15 protein-coding genes are annotated in these 17,394 nt (G+C 67.7%); 10 read left to right on the top strand and 5 right to left on the bottom strand.

Annotation, left to right across the window (positions count from 1 at the left end; translation table 11 throughout):
* Window positions 1-228 precede the first annotated feature (228 nt).
* From NV1_RS20085 to NV1_RS20070, 4 genes are read left to right on the top strand one after another with little or no spacing between them, the layout of a single operon-like run.
* On the top strand, window positions 229-1,440 hold the full coding sequence (locus NV1_RS20085; protein ID WP_245713813.1) for an aminotransferase class V-fold PLP-dependent enzyme: 1,212 nt from the start codon (window positions 229-231) through the stop codon (window positions 1,438-1,440).
* Complete coding sequence (locus NV1_RS42245) at window positions 1,437-2,723, top strand: heavy-metal-associated domain-containing protein (protein ID WP_245713812.1); 1,287 nt, start codon at window positions 1,437-1,439, stop codon at window positions 2,721-2,723. The genes NV1_RS20085 and NV1_RS42245 overlap by 4 nt, the downstream gene beginning before the upstream one ends.
* Window positions 2,720-4,276, top strand: coding sequence for an alanine racemase (locus NV1_RS20075; RefSeq protein WP_067893512.1), 1,557 nt, complete (start codon window positions 2,720-2,722; stop codon window positions 4,274-4,276). The genes NV1_RS42245 and NV1_RS20075 overlap by 4 nt, the downstream gene beginning before the upstream one ends.
* Window positions 4,276-5,616: a pyridoxal-phosphate dependent enzyme gene (locus NV1_RS20070; protein WP_067893510.1), complete on the top strand. Its 1,341-nt coding sequence runs from the start codon at window positions 4,276-4,278 to the stop codon at window positions 5,614-5,616. The genes NV1_RS20075 and NV1_RS20070 overlap by 1 nt, the downstream gene beginning before the upstream one ends.
* 13 nt (window positions 5,617-5,629) lie before the next feature.
* On the opposite strand, the gene NV1_RS20065 is transcribed toward NV1_RS20070, so the two are convergent.
* Both NV1_RS20065 and NV1_RS43660 read right to left on the bottom strand, forming a co-directional pair.
* Entirely contained in the window at window positions 5,630-7,078 is a 1,449-nt protein-coding gene (locus NV1_RS20065) for an FtsW/RodA/SpoVE family cell cycle protein (protein ID WP_373864635.1), read from the bottom strand.
* A gap of 133 nt (window positions 7,079-7,211) precedes the next feature.
* Window positions 7,212-7,361, bottom strand: coding sequence for a hypothetical protein (locus NV1_RS43660; protein ID WP_157117167.1), 150 nt, complete (start codon window positions 7,359-7,361; stop codon window positions 7,212-7,214).
* A 234-nt stretch (window positions 7,362-7,595) separates the two neighbouring features.
* Here NV1_RS43660 and NV1_RS20060 point away from each other — a divergent pair, with 234 nt between their 5' ends.
* Both NV1_RS20060 and NV1_RS20055 read left to right on the top strand, forming a co-directional pair.
* A complete protein-coding gene (locus NV1_RS20060) occupies window positions 7,596-9,467 on the top strand; it encodes a Na+/H+ antiporter (RefSeq protein ID WP_067893841.1) in 1,872 nt (623 codons plus the stop codon).
* 23 nt (window positions 9,468-9,490) lie between these two features.
* Window positions 9,491-10,117 carry a TetR/AcrR family transcriptional regulator gene (locus NV1_RS20055; protein ID WP_067893508.1) on the top strand — a complete coding sequence of 209 codons (627 nt, stop codon included), beginning with the start codon at window positions 9,491-9,493 and terminating at the stop codon, window positions 10,115-10,117.
* A gap of 52 nt (window positions 10,118-10,169) precedes the next feature.
* On the opposite strand, the gene NV1_RS20050 is transcribed toward NV1_RS20055, so the two are convergent.
* On the bottom strand, window positions 10,170-10,925 hold the full coding sequence (locus NV1_RS20050; RefSeq protein ID WP_067893839.1) for a TetR/AcrR family transcriptional regulator: 756 nt from the start codon (window positions 10,923-10,925) through the stop codon (window positions 10,170-10,172).
* A gap of 186 nt (window positions 10,926-11,111) precedes the next feature.
* Here NV1_RS20050 and NV1_RS20045 point away from each other — a divergent pair, with 186 nt between their 5' ends.
* Window positions 11,112-12,521 (top strand): MFS transporter, encoded by a 1,410-nt coding sequence (locus NV1_RS20045; protein ID WP_245713810.1) that lies wholly within the window; start codon window positions 11,112-11,114, stop codon window positions 12,519-12,521.
* Between the two features lie 203 nt (window positions 12,522-12,724).
* Here NV1_RS20045 and NV1_RS20040 read toward each other — a convergent pair whose 3' ends face one another.
* Window positions 12,725-13,588 carry an SDR family NAD(P)-dependent oxidoreductase gene (locus NV1_RS20040; RefSeq protein WP_084525550.1) on the bottom strand — a complete coding sequence of 288 codons (864 nt, stop codon included), beginning with the start codon at window positions 13,586-13,588 and terminating at the stop codon, window positions 12,725-12,727.
* A gap of 79 nt (window positions 13,589-13,667) precedes the next feature.
* Entirely contained in the window at window positions 13,668-15,224 is a 1,557-nt protein-coding gene (locus NV1_RS20035) for a DHA2 family efflux MFS transporter permease subunit (protein ID WP_084525549.1), read from the bottom strand.
* A 159-nt stretch (window positions 15,225-15,383) separates the two neighbouring features.
* On the opposite strand from NV1_RS20035, the gene NV1_RS20030 reads away from it, so the two are divergent.
* The 3 genes from NV1_RS20030 to NV1_RS20020 are packed head-to-tail and all read left to right on the top strand — an operon-like array spanning window position 15,384 to window position 17,181.
* Window positions 15,384-15,623, top strand: a complete 240-nt coding sequence (locus NV1_RS20030) for an NfeD C-terminal domain-containing protein (protein WP_067893505.1) — start codon at window positions 15,384-15,386, stop codon at window positions 15,621-15,623.
* Window positions 15,624-15,637: 14 nt separating this feature from the next.
* Entirely contained in the window at window positions 15,638-16,753 is a 1,116-nt protein-coding gene (locus tag NV1_RS20025; RefSeq protein WP_067893503.1) for an SPFH domain-containing protein, read from the top strand.
* 32 nt (window positions 16,754-16,785) lie between these two features.
* Window positions 16,786-17,181, top strand: a complete 396-nt coding sequence (locus tag NV1_RS20020) for a cold-shock protein (protein WP_067893501.1) — start codon at window positions 16,786-16,788, stop codon at window positions 17,179-17,181.
* Window positions 17,182-17,394: the final 213 nt, after the last annotated feature.

Genomic DNA, 17,394 nt, shown 5'->3' with positions numbered 1-17,394 from the left:
CCGGCACGCCCCCGCGAAAGTCGTTGTCGGCGACACGCTTCGAACAACTCGCCGAATGTGCGTATCGTTGGATGAGTCGGAGCGTACGAGCCGAAGGGAGCGTCGCGTTTGCGGTCAGCTGTATCCGGGCCTGTTCCCGCTCCCGACCCGGCCGTCCGGGTTCCCGCACCGAGCTCGTCCACGTGCGGGCCGACACCGCCGCCGCCGGAACCGATCTCGCCCGACACCGTGCGCCGACTCTTCCCGGCGATCGGCGCGGCGTCGGAGGTATATCTGGACAGCGCCTCGACCACGCAGAAACCCGCACCGGTGATCGCGTCGGTCGAGGGATACCTGCGCGAGCGCACCGCCAACGCCGGTCGCGGCACCTATCCGTGGGCCACGACGCTCACCCGCGCCATCGAACACGTGCGGGAACGGGCCGCGGCGCGGCTGGGCGCCACGCCCGAGGAGATCGTCTTCACCCCCGGCGCGACCGCGGGCCTCAATGCCGTGGCGCTGAGCTGGGGCCTGGCGAATCTCGACGACGGCGACGAGATCCTCTACAGCCCACGCGATCACGCCTCGAACGTGTATCCCTGGCTGCACCTGCGCGACACCCTGGCCCGTTTCGGCCGCCGGATCAGGCTGATCCCCTACCGGGTCACCGACCTCGGTGAGGCCGACACCGTCGACATCGCCGCCAAGCTCTCCCACCGCACCCGGTTGATCACCGTGAGCCATCTGCATCATGTGTTCGGTGCGCTGAGCACCCTCGAGGAGTTGCGAGATCGGCTCGATCCGCACATTCTGCTCTGCTTCGACTGCAGCCAGAGCGGCGGGCATCTGCCGCTCGACGTCACCGAGCTGCGCGCGGATTTCGCGGTCCTGTCCGCGCACAAGATGTTCGGCGCGCCCGGCACCGGGGTGCTCTACTGCTCCCGGCGCGTGCACGAGCAACTCGTCCCCTTCCTTCCCGGCGGGAATTCGGGTGTGGCGCAGACGGAATCGAGTCTGACCTATGCCGCGATGCCCGAACGGCTCGAGGGCGGCACCCACAACATCCCCGGCATCCTGGCCCTGGGCGCGGCGCTGGACGTACTCGACGAGATCGGCCTCGACGTCATCGCCGAACACAACCGCGTGCTGACCCGCCGGCTCATCGATGGCCTGCGCCCGCAGCCCGGACTCGAGTTCAGCCCCGGCCCGGCCCACGCGCCGTGCGAAAATGGTTACGGCACAGTGTCTTTCACCCTGGCCGGGATCGGTTCGGCGGATCTGGGCTTCGTACTGGCCGAGGCCGGATTCCTGGTTCGCACCGGCGCGCACTGTGTGCCGCCCGCGCGCGGGCGGTCCGATGCGGATTCGGTCCGGGTCAGCACGCACATTTACACCAGCGCCGACGAGATCGACCGATTCGTCGGATGTTTCGCCGAGATCGCCAGGGAGGTCGGACCTTGACAGTCAGCCCGCCATACCCCCGCTACGATCGACGTGCGGCCGCACGCGTTCTGGCCGCACTGGCACGTCCGGGCCTCTTCGACCGGCTCACGCCCACACGCGTGACGCATATCGACTACACCGTCGCGGTCATGCGCCCCGAATCCGGTAGCCATCTGACGCTGTCCCAGCGGATGTATCTGGAAAGCTTCATGCGACCGTGCCGCCCCGGCCAGGTAACCAGCGCCACCCATCGGATCGCGTGGATCGACAGCGACGGCATCCCCAACACCGGACACATTCGCACCGGCGGTCTCGGGCCGATCGTCCCGATCGCCACCCGTGAGGCGGTGCTCGCACTATGGCACGCCTTGGACGCCGATTCCGCACTCGCCGAACGCATCTCGGCGCTGACCGAATCCGATCGCGACGTCCTCGAAGGCACCACCACCGATCACGATCCGATCGATGTGTTCCGGGTCGGCATCGAGGCGACCGGCCGGGCACTGGCCCAGCACGCCCTGCTGGCGCACGCCACGCCCTATCGCACAGCGATCGAATTCGCCTGCGGTATGCGCGATTCGGGCATCTTCGGCGCAGTCGCCACCCGCTGGTACTGGGAGTTGCAGGCCTCCAGTTATCGGCGCGGGATGATTCCGGTCAGCTTCGCGACCCAGCCCGATGGCACCGTCCGCTACACCGCCGACACCGTGACCACCCTGCGCGCGATGAAGGACGCCACCATCGCCGACGCGCACGCGGTCATGCGCCGCGCCACCGGTAGCGAGGGATTGTCGGTGCCCGCGGCGATCGAGAAGTACCACGACGAACTCGATCTCATCTCCCGCCAATACGCACTGCTGCCGCCTGGGACGCGCCCGGCCTGTCTCGCGGCGGCGCCGCATCGGCTCGACGGTGAGCACTACAGCGTGCTGCCGATGGTGGTGGATCGCTTCGTGGATCTGTTCACCGCGATCGTGCCGCGCTTGACCGTTACCCAGATCGCGGAGGGCGACGCACCCGGCGACGGTGAATTCGACGCGGGGAACCAGGTTTTCCACGTCCCGGATATGAACTGCAAACATTGTGTGCGCACCATCACCGGGGTGCTGGAGTCCATGCAGATCCGGGTGCACGACATCGATCTGATCAGCAAGCGGGTGGTCGCGGAGTTCCGCAGTCCGCGCAATCGCCACCGTGCCTTCGAGGCGCTGCGCGACAGCGGCTACAACCCCACCCAGGCCCCGCCCGCACACACCGCGGCATTGCCGCGGCAGGTCCCGCTCCCCGAGACGGCGCGATGAGCGCATCGGTCCCGGAGCTGCCGGCGAAGATCCATCCGCTGGTGCGGGCGTTCCTGAACACCCCCGGCGCGGCGCATGGCGCGCTGGCCCGTTTCGGCTCCCCGGTCCATCTGCTCTTCCCGCAGGTGTACGCGGAGAATCTGAGCCGGTTGCGATCGGTGCTGGACACCCACCGTTCGCGCCACCGAATCTGCTACGCGCACAAGGTGAATCGTTCACGCGCTTTGCTGCGCACCGCCGAGCACGCGGGTATCGCGGTCGATGTGGCTTCCCCCCGGGAACTGTCCGCGGCGATCGGCGCCGGATTCGCCGCGGATCGGATCGAGGCGACCGGGCCCAAGGGTGAGCGGTTCCTGCGCGAGCTCGTCGATGCCGGCGTGAGTGTCAATGTGGACAACCTGTGGGAGCTGCGGCGGCTCGCCGAACTCGCCGCCGACCGTTCGCCAGTTCCTGTGCTGCTGCGTATCTCCGGCTTCCGCAACAGTGCGGTGAGCCGATTCGGCATCGCGCTGGACGAGGCCGCGGAGGCATTGCGAACTCTCTCGGCGCACCGCACCAGGCTCGACTTCCGGGGCTTGGCGTTCCACATCGACTCCGGGGAGTCCACCGAACGTCTGCGCGCGACCGAGGCCTGTCTGGAGCTGGTCGAACTGGCCTGTTCCTACGACCTGGCTCCGTCCGTACTGGATATCGGCGGCGGATTCCGGCAGGTGTTCACCGCGGACGCGGACCGGTTCGACGCCTACGTCCTTGCCCTGCGCGAGGCACTGCTGGGTCGCGGTGAGCCGATGGCCTGGGGCGGCAACACTTTCGGCTATCAGATCGACGGCGCCCGCGTACACGGCACGCCGGTATTCCACAAATACGCCAACACCGTGCCCGCCACCCGCATGCTCGACGACCTGCTCGCCGCACCGCTGGAGGGACACGGCGGCCACACCTTCGCGCAGATCGCCACGGAGAACATGCTCGAGATCTGGCTCGAACCCGGCAAGGCGCTGGTCGATCACGCCGGAATCACGCTCGCCCGCGTCGAATTCGTCAAGCGGGCCGCCGACGGCAGCCTGCTGGTCAATCTCGACCTCTCGCGCGACGCCGTCACTCCCGCCGATCAGGAGGTCATGGTGGATCCGCTGGTACTGCCCGGGAACCCTCGCCGCGCACCCTTCCGAACCGATTGCACCGCAGCCAATTCGGATATCTCCAGCGCGATCGCACCGGAACACGGCGATGCCGGCCCGGGCCGGGTGGGCGTGTATTTCGCCGGGAGGCTGTGTCTCGAGCGTGATCTCATCACCAATCACAAGGTCTGGCCCGCGGTGCACCCGCAGCCGGGGGATCTGGTGGTGTTCCCGAATACCGCCGCGTACCACATGGATCTGTCGGCGGCCTCGGCATCGATGCACGAACCGCCGCCCAAACTCGCCGTCACCCATGACGGGCAGGAGTTCCGGATCTGTCGCGATGCCGATTACGAACCCGCGGCGGCCACCGATCGGGCCGGGTACTCGGCATTCGATGCCCTCGATATCCCCGCCGACGGGATCGCCTGATGCGCTACGACCACATCACCGAACTCATCGGCAACACCCCGCTGCTGCGGCTGGATCCCGCCGTGCACGGGCTGGAGAACGTCGAACTCTACGCGAAATTGGAGTCCTGCAACCCATTCGGCTCGGTCAAGGACCGCGTGGCCTGGGGCATGATCCGCGACGAAGTCGACGAGATCGCCGCCCGCGGCCAGACTCTGATCGAGGCATCCAGCGGCAATACCGCCAAGGCGCTGCGCATTCTGGGCGCGATGCGCGGGGTGGATCTGCACGCGATCACCAATCGCATCAAGGTCGGCGAGGTGCGCGATCTGCTGCAGTTGTTCGGCACGCGGATCGAGGAACTGCCCGGCCTGTCCGAATGCCCGGACCCGACCACGCCCAACGACGTGTACTCGGTCATCGAGGCGACGATGGCCAAACATCCGGGCGCGTACCATCATCCGTCGCAGTACACCAACGAGAAGAATATCGAGGCGCACTATCACGGCACCGGACAGGAGATCCACGAAGACCTCGGCGGCGCGGGCGTCGACTATCTGATCGGCGGACTCGGCACCACCGGCTCCACTCGGGGCGCGGCGACCTTTCTGCGCAAACACAATCCCGAACTGCGCACTGTCGCTGTGGTTTCCGAACGCACCGATTTCGTCCCCGGCATCCGCTCGGAGACCGAGATGTGGGATGTGGGGCTGTTCCAGCCCGATTTCTACGACCGCATCATGGCCGTCACCGCCGCGACCGCGATCGAGGGCATGCTGGAGCTGGCCACCGGATACGGCATCCTCGCCGGGCCCACCAGCGGTGCGAGCTACGCCGCGGCGCTGGAACATCTACGCGCGGCGGATCATTCGGCCGCCGCACCGGACGTACCGGTGGTCGCGATCGTGATCGTCTGCGACCGGATCGAGCCGTACCTGTCGTACATCAAGAAGCGTCGCCCGGACCTGTTCGGCCGCAATGATTCCCGGGCCGCGGTGCCCGACACGGCCGAACTCGCGGCGGTGCCCGCACTGAGCCCGGACGAGCTCGAACGCCTCGATGCCCGCCCCGGCGGCATGCCCGCGCCGATCGTCGTCGACACCCGCGGCGCGATGGCCTACCGGATCGGGCACGTGCCGGGATCACTCAATATCCGGGACGATCAGCTGGAAGATATGTTCGCCCAAGGGATCCCGTTCTCCCGCACCCGGCCGCTGGTGTTCGTCTGCCCGGTCGGGGAGGTGTCCCAGCGATTCGCGGCGCGCGCCCGGCGCGCCGGATACGATGCGAGCAGCCTGGACGGCGGCATCGTCGCCTGGCGCGATGCCGGAAAGCCCCTCGAGGGTTCGCCGCGCGCGTGATCCGCCGTACGGGTCAGTTCTGCGGCCGGGCGATATGTTCGGTCATCGCGTCCGCGATCGGCGCGGCCGGTGGGGGCGCGGACACCGGGACGCTGCGCGCATCGTGCGAGATGCGGATCAGCAGCGCGATGATCACGTAGTTGGCCAGCAGCGAGGATCCGCCGTAGGACATGAACGGCGTGGTCAGACCAGTCAGCGGAATCAGTTTGGTGACACCGCCGACCACCACGAACAGCTGCCAGCCCAGTGAGAACGCCAGCCCGCCGCCGAGCAGTTTGCCGAACGAGTCGCGAGTCGTCAGCGCCGCGCTGAACCCGCGCAGCGTGATGATCATGAACAGGATGATCACCGCGGTCAGCCCGAACAAGCCCAGTTCCTCGCCGATGGTGGCGATAATGAAGTCGGTCTTGGCGAACGGCACCTCCTGCGGCCGCCCCGCGCCCAGTCCGGCGCCCCACAGACCGCCGGTGCCCAGGCCGAACAAGCCCTGCGCGATCTGGAATCCGTTGGTGTAGTACGTCGCGAACGGGTCCTCCCACACCTGCACGCGCACCCGCACGTGCGCGAACAGGTTGTAGGCGATGACCGCACCGACCGCGAACATCGCGATCCCGATCAGCAGCCAGGACGCCCGCCGCGTCGCGATATACACCATCGCCAGCACGGTCCCGAACACCAGCAGCGAGAAACCCAGGTTCTTCTCGTACACCAGCACGAGCACGGCCAGCAGCGTCACCAGCAACAGCGGACCCAGATCACGCAGCCGCGGCACGGTGAACCACAGCACTTTCTTGCCCGCGGTACTGAACAGATCGCGGTTGGCCACCAGGAAACCGGCCACGAAGATCAGCAGCAGCACCTTGGCGAACTCACCGGGCTGAATCGAGAAGCCGTGGAACATGATCCAGCTCTTACCGCCGTTGACCTCACTGAATTTCGACGGCAGCACCGCGGGTACCAGCAGGGCCACCACACCGGCCAGACCACAGGTGTACGCGTACCGGGCGGGCTGACTGTGATTGCGCACGACCGCGAGCACCGCCGCGAACAACGCGATGCCCACGGCGGTCCAGATCAGCTGATGCGCGGAGTCCGACGAGGGCGCGGGTTCGCCCTGCGAGGCCGCGGTCGCCGCCTCGGCCCGGTCCAGCCGGTTGATCAGCACCAGCCCGATCCCGTTGAGCAGCACCACACACGGCAGGATCACCGGATCCGCTTTGGCGGCGAAGATCCGCACGGCCAGATGCGCCAGCAGGGTCAGCATCACGAAGACGATCAGCGACCATTGCAGCGAATCACCGCCGCCGCCGGTGGCCGCGGACATCGCCAATGCCGCCACCGCCACGATCACCACGGCCGCGATACACAGCACAAGTTCCGCGCGACGCGGATTGCCGCGGCTGATCGGCCCGGACACCGTGACGATCGGCCCCGAACCGGTGTTCTCCCGCGACGCACTCACCACTCCACCTCGCTACCATTCACATCCGACGTGCGCCCGGCGCACCGTACCCATCGCGCATCCACGAATCCACCGGAATCCGGCCCCGGCGCACACCGAACACCCGACGACCACACCGCACCGGCGGACTCGCTCACCACTCCACCCCGTCGTACCTCGGCCCCGCAAGTTCCGGTACCCACCGTGCGCTCGCGAATTCGCGCACGACCCGCGCCTCGCCGACGCGGGGCGCGGCGGTATGCCGAGAGTGCCGTCTTTCCGGTTCGCTCGCAACCTCGCTCACGTCAACCAGTATGCGGGTGCGGTCGGACCGGCCGTACAGGCGACCACCGTCGCACACACCCGCCACCGAGCGGATTGCCCAAGTACGCCATCGGCACACCTGCGGCATCAGCCCGGCCTGGGCATCGCCGCCGACACCGCATCCGCGTCACCATCGCGCCGCGATGAGCTTGCCGGGGCGATCCGGGCCCGCATGAGCGCCGACCGCGCTGGTCGGATGCCCGACTGGCAGGATATGAGGGTGCATATCGCATTCGGACTGGTGGCGCTGGTCGCGGTCACCGTGGGCCTGGCCGCACTCGCCCGCCGAGTCGGCATGGCCGAACCGCTGATCCTCACCGTCGCCGGTATCGGCGCGTCCTATCTGCCCTTCGTGCCCGAGATCGACATCAACCCCGAAATGGTGTTGCTCGGCCTGCTCCCGCCGCTGGTGTACACCGCGGCGATCAGCACCTCCCTGGTGGAGTTCAAACCCAAGAAGCTGTCCATCGGGCTGCTGTCCGTGGGGCTGGTGCTGTTCACCACTTTCGCCGTCGCGGGCGTGGTGCACGCCCTGCTGCACATCCCGTTCGCCGCCGCGGTGGCGGTCGGGGCGATCGTGTCCCCGCCCGATTCGGTGGCGGCCACCGCCATCGCGCGCCGGGTCGGCATGCCGCGACGCATCGTGACCCTGCTCGAGGGCGAGGCGCTGTTCAACGACGCCACCGCGTTGGTGGCGCTGCGAACCGCGGTCGCCGCCATGGCCGGTGCGTTCAGCGTGTGGCAGGCCGGAGGCGATTTCCTGTGGTCCGCCGCCGGCGGCGCGGCCATCGGCATCGTCGCGGCCGCGGTGCTGGCGCTGTTGCGCCGCCGCATCATCGATCCGGTCCTGGACACCAGCCTGTCGCTGCTCGCACCGTTCGCCGCCTATCTGCCCGCGGAGGCGGCACACGCGTCCGGGGTGATCGCGGTCGTGGTGTGCGGGCTGGTCCTGGGGCAGGGCGCGCCGGTGTGGCAGACCGCGGCCTCGCGCATCGCCGAACGCACCAATTGGCGCACCATCCAGTTCATCCTGGAGAACGCGGTCTTCCTGCTGATGGGCCTGCAGGTCCGGCATATTCTCGAAGACGCCTGGTCCAGCGGCCTGGACCACACCACCCTGTTGCTCACCTGCGCCGCGGTACTGGTGACCGTGGTGCTGGCCCGTCCGATCTGGGTTTATCCGGCCACGTACTTCGCCTGGTGGGTCGAATCCCGCCCGCGCGGTAAGCCCGCACCGCCCTGGACCAGCCCGACGGTGGTGTCCTGGGCCGGGATGCGCGGTGTGGTTACCCTCGCCGGCGCATTGCTGTTGCCTTCCAGCACGCCGGAATTGGCCACGCTCAAACTCCTCGCGCTGGTGGTCGTGGGCGGCACCCTGCTGCTGCAGGGCGTCTCGCTGCCGCTGCTGGTGCGGTTGCTGCGGCTGCGCGGGCCCAGTCGCGCCGAGGACGCTCTGCAGGAGGCCAATCTGCTGCAGCAGGCCACCACGGCGGGGCTGGCCGCGCTGGAACAGCACATCGTCCCCGAGACGCCCCCGGAAGTCGTTGCCGCACTGCGGGATCGGGTCGAGCGCCGGGTGTACGCGGCGTGGGAGCAGCTGGGTCGTGCGGAATCGGTGCGGATCACCCCCAGCGGGGAGTACCGCCGGCTGCGCCTGGCGATGCTGGCCGCCGAGCGCGAAGCCGTACTGCGCGTACGTGATTCGGGCACCCTCGATCACGAGATCCTGGACCGCGTCATGGGTGTGCTCGATATCGAGGAGTCCACCATCGACCGGGTCGCCGAGGCCGACGATCTGCCGTCCGATCCGCTGCGCGGCCCGGCCACCGGTGCGTGCGAACACCTTCGCGAGGCGCCGCACATTCCGGTGCCGAACCTGCCCGAGGTCTGCGCCGAATGTATCGCCGAGGGGCTGACCTGGGTGCATCTGCGAATGTGCCTGTCCTGCGGGCACGTCGGATGCTGCGACTCCTCGGTGGGCAATCACGCCAGCCGCCATTTCGCCGACACCGGGCATCCGGTCATGCGCAGCGTGGAGCCGGGCGAGAAGTGGCGCTGGTGCTATATCGACGAGCTGCTCGGCTGAGCGTTCCCGTTAGGGTTGTTCTCGTGCATTCAGGTCAGGACTCCCCCGGCCCCGAGCCCCGCATCTGGGGCGGGACCACCCTCACCGAACGTCGCGAGGCCCGCCGGACGGCATTGTTCGAGGCCGCGCTGGATCTGATCGGAGAAGCCGGCGCGGCCGGGGTCACCATGCGCGCGGTGTGCCGCCGCGCGGGTCTGACCGACCGCTACTTCTACGAGAGCTTCGCCGATCGGGACGAGCTGCTCGATGTGCTGTATCGGCAGGTGGCCACCGAATTCCTCGAACCCATGACCGCTTTCGCCGTCGCCGACGATCCCGAGCGGATCCGCGCGCTGGCCGAGACGCTCATCGACACCGTCCTGCGGGATCCGCGCAAATCGCGGCTGTTCCTGGTGGAGCCGTACTCCTCGACCGGTCTCGGGCAGACCACCATCGCGGTGATGCCGGCCTTCACCCGGCTGATCCAGGATCATCTGTTCACCCACATCGCCGATCCCGCGCGGCGGCGCCTGGCCGCGGTCACGATGGCCTCGGGCAATGCCGGAATGTTCTCGGCGTGGCTCAACGGCAGATTGCGCGCGACCCGGGAGCAACTGGTCGATCACGTCGTCGAGACCATCTCCGCCTACCGGACGATGTACCGCGACTGAGCTCGACGTGCCGGCCGAGCCGGGTGAGGGGTGAAATCCCTCTGACGCAGCGTTATTCGCGCTCTCGGGCGACGGTCTGCGCGGTGCGCTCGGGCGTCCCCTGGGTGCGGGCGGCGGCGAGCCGGGCCTCGAGGCCGTCCAGGACGCACAGCAGGGCGAAGTCGAAGGCCATGGCGCGCGCGGCCTCGGGATCGATCTGGACCGTCTCCCGGAAATCCGCGCGCATCTGCGGATAATCCGCGGCCGTCCGCTCCAGCACCGCCACCATGCTGTCGGTGTCGTACGTGCCACCCGCGGTTGCCTGACGCACCCCGATCTCCGGAATGACCTGCCCCAGAACGAAACCCATCAGGGTGCCGTTGGCCAGATACACGTCGATTCCGGTGAATCCGGCGCGCACGAACGCACGACGCAACCGATCGCTCAGCGCGAACGCGTGCGGCCCGACGCTCGGCATCCGGCCGAACAGGTTCGCCATCCACGGGTGGGCGAGCAAGGTGACGCGCAGCCCGTAGGCCGTGGTGGTAGCCACCTCGCGCCACGGCGTCCGGTCCGGATCGGGCACCTCCACCATTCCCCAGACCTCATCCATGGCCAGTTCCAGCAGTTCGTCCTTGTTGGCGACGTACCAGTACAGACTGGTCGCGCCCGCGCCCAGCCGGGCGCCGAGCTTGCGCATGCTCAGCGCCCCGAGCCCCTCGGTATCGAGCATGTCCACCGCCGCCGCGACGATCTGCTCCCGGCCGAGCCCGGAGCTTCTGGGGCGGCGCGGTTCCCGCGCCCATACCGAGGTGAATGGCTTGGACACGGCATCCACCTTAATTCACTCGCACACTGTTCTATTTCATCGTACGCTGTGCGAGTGGAATCGAACGCTGTACCAGAACCGACAGACACGTGCGCGGCCGACGCGACTTCGGGGCCGCGAACACGGCGGAGCGAAGCGGAGCCGGAAGACACAGTCCGCGATCCGCGCCGTTGGTGGATTCTGGTGGTGCTGTGCCTATCCCTGCTGGTGCTGATGATCGACGGCACCGTACTCAATATCGCCATCCCGTCGCTGATCCGGGATCTGAACGCCTCGCCCGCGGATGTTCAGTGGATCCTCGACGCCTACATCCTGGTATTCGCCGGACTGCTGCTGACCGCGGGCAGCCTGTCCGATCGGTTCGGCCGGCGCCGCATGCTGATCACCGGCTTGGCCGTATTCGGCGCGGCATCGCTGCTGGCGGTCGTCGCCGACGCGCCGTGGCAGGTGATCGCGGCGCGTGCGGCGATGGGGGTCGGCGGATCACTGCTGATGCCCTCGACCCTGTCCATCCTGATGACCACTTTCGCCGAGGACGAGCGGCGCAAGGCCATGGCTGCCTGGTCGACGGTGTCGATGGTCGGCATCGTGCTCGGCCCGACGCTGGGCGGCATACTGCTGCAACATTTCTGGTGGGGTTCGGTGTTCCTGCTGAACATCCCGGTGGCGGTGATCGCGATCGTGGCCGCGGTGGTCCTGATGCCCGAGACCCGCGGTGAGCAGCGGCCGGTCGACCCGGTCGGGGTCGTGCTCTCGGTCGTGGCGCTGACCTCGACGGTGTACGTGATCATCCAGCGGGAGTGGAACATTCCGGTGATCGTGCTGGCGGTGCTGGCCGCCGCCGGATTCGGGCTGTGGGAGCACCGCTCGGAACATCCCATGCTGCCGCTGGGCGTGTTCCGGAACCGGGATTTCACCGGTACCTGCCTGACCCTGCTGCTGATGGTCTTCGGCATGGGCGCGGTCCTGCTGATCCTGACCCAGTATCTGCAGTTCGTCCTGGGTTATGGGCCGATGCGGGCAGGCTGGGCGCTGCTGCCCTACGCCCTGGCCGCGGCCGTGTTCAACGGCCTGGGCGCGACCCTGGGCAAGACGCTGAGCAACAAGACGCTCATCGTCGCCGGACTGGCGGTGATGGCGGGCGCGTTCGCCGTACTGGCCAATGCGGACAGCTACCTGTGGGTGCTGGCCAGCATGATGATCATGGGAATCGGCGGCGGGCTGGCGGGCCCGGCGGCCTACTCCTCGATCCTGAGCGCGATCCCGGTCGAGCACGCCGGTGTCGGCTCGGCCATGAACGACACACTCCAGCAGGTCGGACAGGCGATCAGTATCGCGGTGATCGGCAGCGTCCTGGCCGGGGTGTACACCGCGCACATGCCCGCCGACGCCCCGGCCGCCGCGCGCGAATCCATCGGCGCGGCATTCCGATCGGGGCTGGCCGGTCCGGCGAAATCCGCCTTCACCGCGGCCATGTCCACCGGCTCGTGGATCAGCGTCGGATTCTCCGTCGCCGCCGCGGCCCTGGGCCTGGTCCTGTTGCGCGGGCGGCGGCCCACACCCGCCGAGGAACCCGAGACCACCCCGGTCGCCTGACCCGGCGGATTCGAAACCGCACGGGTACAAGGACTTCGATCCTGTGCCCGTGCGGCGCCGGTCACGGGGCCGTCGCGGGCCGCAACCGCGGCACCGGCGACTGTTCGAGCGCGGTTCGAAACTCATCATGACTGCATTGGAACACTCTCTGGCACAGGCGATTCAAAATCCGCACTGGTAACGGCGGCCTCGCCGCCGCCACATCAGGCCGGCGGCAGCGTGACGCCCACGAGCCGCTCCGATACGGCCCACAGCCGCTGCGCCAGCTCCGCGTCCCGGGCCAGGGCGTTGCGCGGCTCCTCCGGCCGGAGCCGGTGAAAGTACTTGCCGTTCACCGCATCTCCGGTCGTGGCCAGATGGATCAGCGGTTCCGCGCCCTGCTCCGGGCGAATGATCAACGGCCGCAACAGCGGTAACCGCAGCACCCCGCCCACCCCAAGCGGCGCGTCGTCGTAGACGTGGGTGGCGACCACGCCGGGATGGAATGCGGCGGTGATCACTCCGGTGCCCGCGCAGCGGCGCGCGAGCTCACGAGTGAAGACCACATTCGCCAGTTTGGAGGTGGCATACACCCAGAGCTGGCTGTGGTGCCCGGTCGGCGCGTGCACGGTGTCCGGGTTCAGCTTCGCCCACCGGTAGATCGTGCTCGCGGTGTTGATCACGCGTGCCCGCGAGTGCCGCAGGCGATCGAACAGCAGGCCGGTGAGCAGGAACGGGGCGAGATGATTGACCTGGAAGGTCTGCTCGTTACCGTCGACGGTGATCGTTCGCCTCGCCCATGCGCCGCCCGCGTTGTTGGCCAGCACATCGATCACCGGATAGCGGTCGAGCAACCGCCCGGCCAGTTCCCGCACATCGTCCAACCGGGCGAAATCGGCGATGAACGGCTCCGCCCCGATCCGTGCGGCCACCTCGACCGTCCGCTCGGGCGAGCGGCCGACCACCGCGACCGTCGCACCGCGACGTGCCAGCTCAGCCGCCGCGGCCGCACCCACCCCCGAACTGGCGCCCGTCACCACGACCGTGCGGCCGGTCAGATCCGGCTCTGCCGTCTCCTGCGTCGTCATCGACCGTCCTTCCCCGTCCCGCGCCCCGGCAACGCCCGAGTCCCGAGAGTTCGGGACGCGGGCGCTGGATCCGAAATACTCAGTGCCCCATCATCATCGGGGTATCGGCGGAATCCTGCGGTACGGGCGGTTTGACCTTCGGCAGGAAGAACGCCGGAATCAGGGTGATCGCGGTCAGCACCACGGCCACCACGAAGGTGTGCGAGAAGGCTGCCGCGGCCTGATCGAATCCGGTGTCCAGTGCACCCGGCGGCAACTGCTTCGCGATCGCCGGGTTGAAGTGCGACGCGATCGCCGCCTGCGCCAGCGGTTTGCTGTTGAGCAGATTCGTCAGCACCACCGACATCACCGCGGTGCCGATCGAACCCGCGGTCTGGTTCACGATGTTCATCAGCGTCGTCCCCCGGGCCACCTGCGCGTGGGTCAAGGTCTGGATGGCGGCTGTCATCACCGGCATCATGGTGCAGCCCATCCCCAGCCCCATCACGAACAGCGCCCCCATCAGCAGTGGATAGGGCGTATCGGCATGCAGTTGGGTGAGGAACAGGGTGCCGATGGCGATCACGACCAGGCCCGTCATCACGATGCGCCCCGGACCGATCTTGTCCACCAGCCGTCCGGCGATCGGCATCGTCAGCATCGCGCCCAAACCCTGCGGCGCGATCAGCAGTCCGGCGTGCAGCGGCGTCAAGCCGCGCACCTGCTGCAGATAACTGGGCAGCAGCAGACCCGCCCCGAAGAACGCGACCGCGAAGAACACCATGGTCAGCACCGCGAAGGTCAACGACCGGTTCCGGAAAAGATGCACATCGATCAGCGGATGATCGGTACGCAACGCGTGCAGCACGAACGCCACCATCAGCACCAGCCCGATCACCGCGGGAATCAGCACCCGCGCGGCCAGCACGGTGTGCTTCTCCGGGATCGAGGACACCCCGAACAGGAACAACGCCAGGCCCGGCGAGGCCAGCAGCATGCCCACGAAGTCGAACGTCTCGGACGGTTCGGGACGGTCGGGTGCGAACACCACGAACGACAGGACCAGCGCCAGCGCGCCGATCGGAACGTTGATCAGGAAGATCCAGTGCCACCCGGCCATACCGAACCAGTGCACATCGATCAGCCAGCCGCCCAGGATCGGGCCGAGGATCGGCCCCAGCAGCATCGGCACGCCGAGTACCGCCATCACCCGGCCGATCCGCTGCGGACCGGCGGCGTGCGTCATGATCGTCATGCCCAGCGGCATCAGCATGCCGCCGCCGAGTCCCTGGATCACGCGAAAGGCTATGAGCGACTCGATGTTCCACGCCGTGGAGCACAACAGCGAACCGAGGACGAAGAAGGTCAGCGCCATCATGTACAGGCGCTTGGTACCGAATCGGTCCGCCGCCCAGCCGGTCAGCGGAATAACGGTGGCCAGTGCGAGCGTGTAGCCGGTCATCGACCAGGCGGCGATCGCGTAGCTGGTGTGGAAGGTGTTCTGGAATGTGGGCAGAGCGATGGTGACGACGGTGATGTCGAGGATCGACATGATCGCGCCGAGCACCACGACGCCGGCCACCTTCAACACGCTCGCGTCGAGCTTGTCGGAGGTCGGATCCGGCTGCACGGCCTGACTATCCGGAGGAGTGGTCACCGCTTCAGCCTTGCACGGACGCGCCCCGATTACCAGCGGCAATTTTCCGCGAGTGGGACGCCCGCACGCCGCTCGAATATTCGGTTCTGCTCCGCGATACTCCAGCGGTACGCTGGGAAATCACCCGGTTCACCGTTGCCCGGCAAGGAGTTCGATGCGATGACCGACCCGGTGCGGGGTTTGACCGGTACGCTCACATCGCCGATCCGCGGCGAAGGCATGCTCGGGGAGGTCCTGGTAGCGATCCGAGGGGGGACAGAGAGTTACATCGCACGATCGACCGAGCCCATCGATCAGTTCGCGACCGTCCTGATCGTCGAGGTGCATCCCGGCCGCGTCGTCGATGTCGTTCCCTGGTTCCCGCTCGACGTCGGGCCGGGCGGGGAATTATCGAGATAACAAGGGAGACAACAGTGCTGGGCTACCATGTGCCCGATCCGGACGAAGCCATGCTGGTCAGCGGCGGCAAGGCCAGAGACAACGCGCCGTTCCGGGTGATCACCGGGCACGGCGCCTGGGTGATGCCCTTCTTCCGCAAGGTCAGATACCTCTCGCTGGCCATGTACGAGGCCGAAATCCAGGAACGCTGCGTCACGAAACAGGCCATTCAGCTCGATGTGCGGGCCGTGATCGCGTTCAAGGTCGCCAATGACACCCAATCGGTCGTCAACGCCGCACAGCGTTTCCTGTCCGAGCAGGAGCGCGAGATGTCCGTGCTGACCGGCCGCATCTTCTCCGGACATCTGCGGTCGATCGTCGGCTCGATGACCGTCGAGGAGATCATCCGCGAACGGCAGAAGCTCGCCGACGAGGTGCTGGTGGCTTCGAAGGTGGAGATGAGCAATATCGGCCTGTGGGTCGACTCGTTCCAGATCCAGTCCATCGACGACGGCAACCTCGGCTATATCGGCGCCCTCGCCGCCCCGCACAACGCCGCGGTCCAGCGCGACGCGCAGATCGCGCAGGCCGCCGCATCCCAGGCCGCCGCCGAGGCCGAACAGGCCTCGCGCCGCAAGCAGGCCGAATACCAGCGTCAGACCGCGATCCTGCAGGCCGAGTACCAGCGCGACATCGACAAGGCCAAGGCCGAAGCGTCCCAGGCCGGGCCGCTGGCCGAGGCCATCGCGCTGCAGGAGGTGCTCACCGCGCAGGCCGAACGCGCCCGCAAGGAAGCCCAGCTGCGCGAGCAGCAGTTGCAGACCGAGGTGGTCAAACCCGCCCAAGCCGAGGCCGAACGAGTGCGCGTCCTGGCGCAGGCCGAGGCCGACCGCACCCGCATCCAGGCCGAGGCCGCGGCCTCGAACAACCGCATCGCCCTGGACCAGCTGCTCATCGAACAGCTGCCCGAGATCGTCAAACAGGCCTCGCTCGGCCTGTCCAACGCCAACCTGACCGTGCTGAACGGACCCGACGGAGTCGGCGAACTGGTCAACGGCATGGTCGGGCAGGGTCTGACCGTGTTCAATTCCCTGCAGAAAGCCCTCTCCTCCACCGGTGAATCCACCGACAACGAACACCGGGACGGTTAGAGTGACGGCACAGTGACGGCAATGAGGAGCGGGTGCAGGTGTCGATCGGGAAATTGGTGTCCTTCGACAGTTCACGGGGGTTCGGATTCATTCGGCCGGAAGACGGCGGTCCCGATGTGTTCGTCCACGTGAACGACATCGGACTCGACGAAGACGAACTGCGCCAGGGCCGGGTGTTCGAATTCGAGGTGACCGAGGGTGATCGGGGCCCGAAGGCGGTCAACCTGACTCTTGTCGCAGGTCAGCCGCCCATTCCGCGCCATCGCAACCGCGAACGTGGCGCAGGCGTGCTCACCGCCGCCGAACACAAACGACTGATCACCGAACTACTGCTGGATTCGAGCCCGGCGCTGACCGCCGGGGAGATCGTCACCATCCGCGAGCGACTGGCGGCATTCGCCGAACAGCACGGGTGGCTCGAAGGCTGACCGGCGCCCGGCGGATTCTGTCGGTACCACGGCATACGATCTTCACAACGATGCGGGCGATGAATTTTCCCCGTCCGCATCGTCTACCAGGTTGAGACACCGGTTCGCGACCCTGGCAAGGCACCGACGCCGACACCAGGTTCGTGGCCCGTCTCGCTGTTCGGACGCGCGGCGGGTGCGATGAACGAGTGCCCGACACACGCCCGAACAGCG

Origin of the sequence: Nocardia vaccinii NBRC 15922, assembly GCF_001613305.1 — a bacterium.
In the GTDB taxonomy this organism is placed as follows: domain Bacteria; phylum Actinomycetota; class Actinomycetes; order Mycobacteriales; family Mycobacteriaceae; genus Nocardia; species Nocardia vaccinii.
Note: the sequence above shows the minus strand (reverse complement) of the source record. Positions and strands in the feature narration are given on the sequence as shown.

Coding starts and splice junctions, on each gene's coding strand:
- NV1_RS20060 (WP_067893841.1), top strand. CDS start 7,596: ATGAGGGTGCATATCGCATTCGGACTGGTGGCGCTGGTCGCGGTCACC.
- NV1_RS20040 (WP_084525550.1), bottom strand. CDS start 13,588: ATGACGACGCAGGAGACGGCAGAGCCGGATCTGACCGGCCGCACGGTC.
- NV1_RS20030 (WP_067893505.1), top strand. CDS start 15,384: ATGACCGACCCGGTGCGGGGTTTGACCGGTACGCTCACATCGCCGATC.
- NV1_RS20070 (WP_067893510.1), top strand. CDS start 4,276: ATGCGCTACGACCACATCACCGAACTCATCGGCAACACCCCGCTGCTG.
- NV1_RS20075 (WP_067893512.1), top strand. CDS start 2,720: ATGAGCGCATCGGTCCCGGAGCTGCCGGCGAAGATCCATCCGCTGGTG.